Annotated in this window: 5 protein-coding genes; 2 read left to right on the forward strand and 3 right to left on the reverse strand. The window is 60.2% G+C overall.

Annotated features, from left to right (window positions below):
- Positions 1-374: hypothetical protein (locus ACS5Q1_RS46990; protein WP_473104642.1), on the forward strand; the 374-nt coding region annotated here is incomplete at its 5' end.
- A gap of 585 nt (positions 375-959) precedes the next feature.
- On the opposite strand, the gene ACS5Q1_RS46995 is transcribed toward ACS5Q1_RS46990, so the two are convergent.
- From ACS5Q1_RS46995 to ACS5Q1_RS47005, 3 genes are all read right to left on the reverse strand, one after another.
- Positions 960-1,268: a hypothetical protein gene (locus ACS5Q1_RS46995; RefSeq protein WP_473104643.1), complete on the reverse strand. Its 309-nt coding sequence runs from the start codon at positions 1,266-1,268 to the stop codon at positions 960-962.
- 169 nt (positions 1,269-1,437) lie between these two features.
- Positions 1,438-1,737 carry a hypothetical protein gene (locus ACS5Q1_RS47000; protein WP_473104644.1) on the reverse strand — a complete coding sequence of 100 codons (300 nt, stop codon included), beginning with the start codon at positions 1,735-1,737 and terminating at the stop codon, positions 1,438-1,440.
- The gene (locus ACS5Q1_RS47005; protein WP_473104645.1) at positions 1,734-2,546 is read right to left on the reverse strand and encodes a DUF2092 domain-containing protein; all 813 of its coding nucleotides are present in this window, start codon (positions 2,544-2,546) and stop codon (positions 1,734-1,736) included. The genes ACS5Q1_RS47000 and ACS5Q1_RS47005 overlap by 4 nt, the downstream gene beginning before the upstream one ends.
- 449 nt (positions 2,547-2,995) lie before the next feature.
- Here ACS5Q1_RS47005 and ACS5Q1_RS47010 point away from each other — a divergent pair, with 449 nt between their 5' ends.
- Positions 2,996-3,589, forward strand: coding sequence for a transglutaminase-like cysteine peptidase (locus ACS5Q1_RS47010; RefSeq protein WP_473104646.1), 594 nt, complete (start codon positions 2,996-2,998; stop codon positions 3,587-3,589).
- Positions 3,590-3,710 lie beyond the last annotated feature (121 nt).

Consider the following 3,710-nt stretch of genomic DNA (forward strand, 5'->3'; position numbering starts at 1 on the left):
AAAGAACAAACGCCTCCAGGAGGAGACGACCAAACAACCGCGAGAGGCTCAACCCGTCCCGAAGGAGGATCGAACTCTTGAGGCCGTGGGGCAGGCCGTTCGAACCGAACCGCGCCGCCGATGAAGTTGTTCTATCCGAACCCCTCCCTTGGGTCAACACCTTTTTCGAAGAAATTTTCTCGAAATCGGCATTGCCTGCCTTCTCATCCAGTATTCAGACAAGCTTCATCGTCCACAAAAGCGTATTCGCTTCTGCGTTTACATCATTCTGGGCGATTTTGGTGCTCAGAATGCTTCTCATTGTCGCCAGAGGAGCCCTGGAGATTTGTCATATACTGACATCCAGGCTCGTGTCGTTGATCAGGATCAATTAAGATCGAGATCGAGACCCGGACGAAAGGCGAGATCCGAAGATCGCGGCAGCGTCGGCGTCTTGTGAGATTGAAGCTCGCCCGAACTGAAGTTCCGGCGGGGCTGCGGATATGTCGATTCCCAGATCGTTTGTCAACACCCGAGCGGCCGATTAACGGCACGTGGTTTCCGGGAGGCCTGCACTCCTTGAAGAGCCACCTTCAATGCAGATGTTTTTAAGAAAAGTTGGAGCGGGCGAACGGAATCGAACCCACGACATTCAGCTTGGGTGTTTCAAGCAGGCCGTTAGTCTAGCTTGCCCACGTTCCTCGTCCAGAACGGACGAAAGGAACCTCTCGTGCGAGACAGTCGACCCTTGCAAATGAAAACCGCCGCACCGGCTGGTCCCGGGAGCGGCTGAAATCAAAGCGAGAAGCTAGGAACAACTTCTAGCGGAGATCATAAATCACCCTCCCCTCCCCTGGCAGAACTCGCGCCCATTTGGAGCGAGGACCGGTGCTACTTTCAAGATTGGGAGATCCTCCCATAGATGGCCCCTTCCTTGGTCCAGACGCCGCCCTGCCCCGCTCTTCGGAGAAATCGCCAGCCTAGAGCATCAGGAGGCCGCGAAATGATGGCTCGGGATCTGTTCCGCCCGCCTCTCTACCAGTTTGAGCGCCTGCGCGGCGAATGGCTGAGAGACCCCACTCATCTTGCCCATGGGGCGTGCGGCCGTACTGGTACACGCGCTCGGCCAGCGCCAGGCTATTCATTGAGCCGGGAATGTCCAAAGCCGTGAAGAGCACCTGCACGTCGTCCGAGCGGGCCTCCAGCATCATCGCCAGAGCCTCATTGGCGTTTGCCGCCTCCAGAATACGGAGCCCAGCCTGCTCCAGTTCATCGGCAGCGTCATGCAAACCAATGGCTTGTTTTGCGTCGGCCCTCACTTCTGATGATGCGACGACGATGCAAACATCTGTGCTCGACTGGAACAACGTCGCGTCAGACCTCGTCCGATCGGCCTGAGCATTGCTCCGAGGATGCCGGGCCGCCCGTGCCACGACCGTCCCTTTCAAGCGATGTCAGTTACGGGCAGCGGTAGACGATCTGGCCGTAGGAATTCACAACCTGCCGGCAGCCGGGAGTAGCGTAATAGTACGTCCCCGCTGCCGCAGCTCCGGCGGCCGCCCCATAGGCTACGGAACGACGGGTGGTTCGGCGGGCCACGCCGGCATAGCTCATGGGCGTTGCCGGCCGCCCGATCCTTGCCTCCGCCTGACCGATGAACGAGCCGAACGGCGCTGGCCCGTTACCGCTCCAGAACAGGGCCGCACCGACAGCCAACAACGTGAGGGCCGCAAGGCCTGCGGATTTGAGCGTGCTCATTTGATGCCTCCGGGAACGATGCCCTCGGGGATCTCATCGATGTCTTTGAGAACAGCAATCGTCACGCCGCTGGAGCCATCCGGCGGCCTGAATGCGAACGCATCCGGCGCCGGGCTGACGCCGGTCTTCCAGTCCCGGAGCCGCAGCGTGTACTGGGGCGCGGCGCCGACCGCCTTGCTGGTGATGACATATTTGCGCGGCACCGGCTTGTCGCCGACCTCGACCCAGATCTGCCAGTCGGTGTCGAGATTGCGGAAGGCAAGATGCTCGCACTCGACACCTTCGACGACGCCGCGGCCGATGTGCTTGGCCTCCAGCACACCCGCCATCAGTTCCTCGTAAGGCTTCGACAGCAGGAGATCGGCACCCGGAAGTTCGAGCGCGGCATCGGTGCGGAGCCTGTCGACAGCCTCATCGAAGGAAGTGGACCCGGTCACCTGCGCAAACCGATTGCCGCCACGGTCATAGACCGTCACGTTGGATCCATCCGAGATGAGCTCGACATCGGCGTAGCCACCGGTGCGGCTGATGCGGAACTTGTTCGGACGGCTCAAGGTGACGTCGCCCGACGCGCTGAACTGGATCTTCTCGACCGCTGGGGTCACCACCTCGATATCGGCATCATATTTCGGCGCCAGATTCTCCTGACGACCGACATAGTCGGCCATGGTTTTCAGGATCTTCTGCGCCTCCCCGTCCTCCGCCCATGCGGCAGGCGCAGAAGCGCCCGTGATGGCCATAGCGGCAAGAAGACAGAGAGCCGTCCTCGTGGATGTCGCGCCCTGAGGTCGAAAGGTAACGTGCTTCATTGTCGGTGCCTCCTTGGTCTGCCTCCCGCACCTCAGTCGGCTGTCAGCACGGAGAGCGCGCAGATGCCCGCGGATCATTCGCCATCCTTGGGATCAGCGTAGACCAGCCGCGGCGGCGTGCTTGATCGGCGGGGACAATTTCTTGACAGTTTTGATCGCGAAGGAGGGAGCCCCCCAACAGTCATGGGCTTGCCGGGACGCCCTGGAGATCCGCTTTTGAGGTTGGCGCGGACCGGAATCCTAGCCCCAACCTCTGGGCGAGTTGGACGCGGTACGCCACGGCAACGAATTGTTTGTCGGCTCCTGCCTTGAGATCGCCCGACTTGCCGTGTCAGGTTTTGTCAGAATAATCGCAGCAGCAAAGCGGCGGGGTAATGCGGGAATTTCTCCTCGGGCGTTTGAACGCCCGGACTTTCTTCAATGGTTGGTTTCATTTGACGACCCTGGCCATGGCTCTCATGCTGGTCAGCGGCGGATCGGAGGCCCAAACAATCACCGCTTCGTTCTCCCGGTCCAACTCTCTTGCCACAAAGAACCACGCCGTCATGCCGGTCCCGGGCTGGATCCGCTTCTGCAAGCAAAGACCTGAGGAATGTGCAGTCAGTTCTTCGGAGCCGTCAACAATCACCCTCACGCCACAGGCCTGGACGACCCTCACGAGGATCAATCGCCAGGTGAATGCCGCCATCAGGCCCATCACCGATCATGAGCATTGGGGCGAGACGGATCGCTGGGATCTTGCCGAGGATGGCTACGGCGATTGCGAGGATTACCAACTCGTCAAGCGCAAGCGCCTCGTTGCGGCCGGGTTTTCCCGGCGGGCATTGCGCATGACAGCCGTGATCGATCAGGACGGCGAGCCTCATGCGGTCATGATGATCCGCACCGACCGTGGTGACTTCATTCTCGACAACAAGCGCGACGCGATCCTGCCATGGCGGCAGACCGGCTACGTCTACTTGCAGCGTGAAGTCGAAACGGGATCGACCTGGGTTTCGCTTGGTGGGGCCTTCACCTCACCTGTCGCCACGGCGGGTCGCTAGAGCATCGGACTGAAAGGTAGATTCAAGAGGTTTCGGTCTGGACTGAAGTGTGATTCCCTTCCGAGAACAGGAGGTGGATCATGACCCAGAGCTTCTCCTTGGATCTGCGCGTGCGGGTTGC

The organism is Microvirga sp. GN3, from assembly GCF_055792825.1.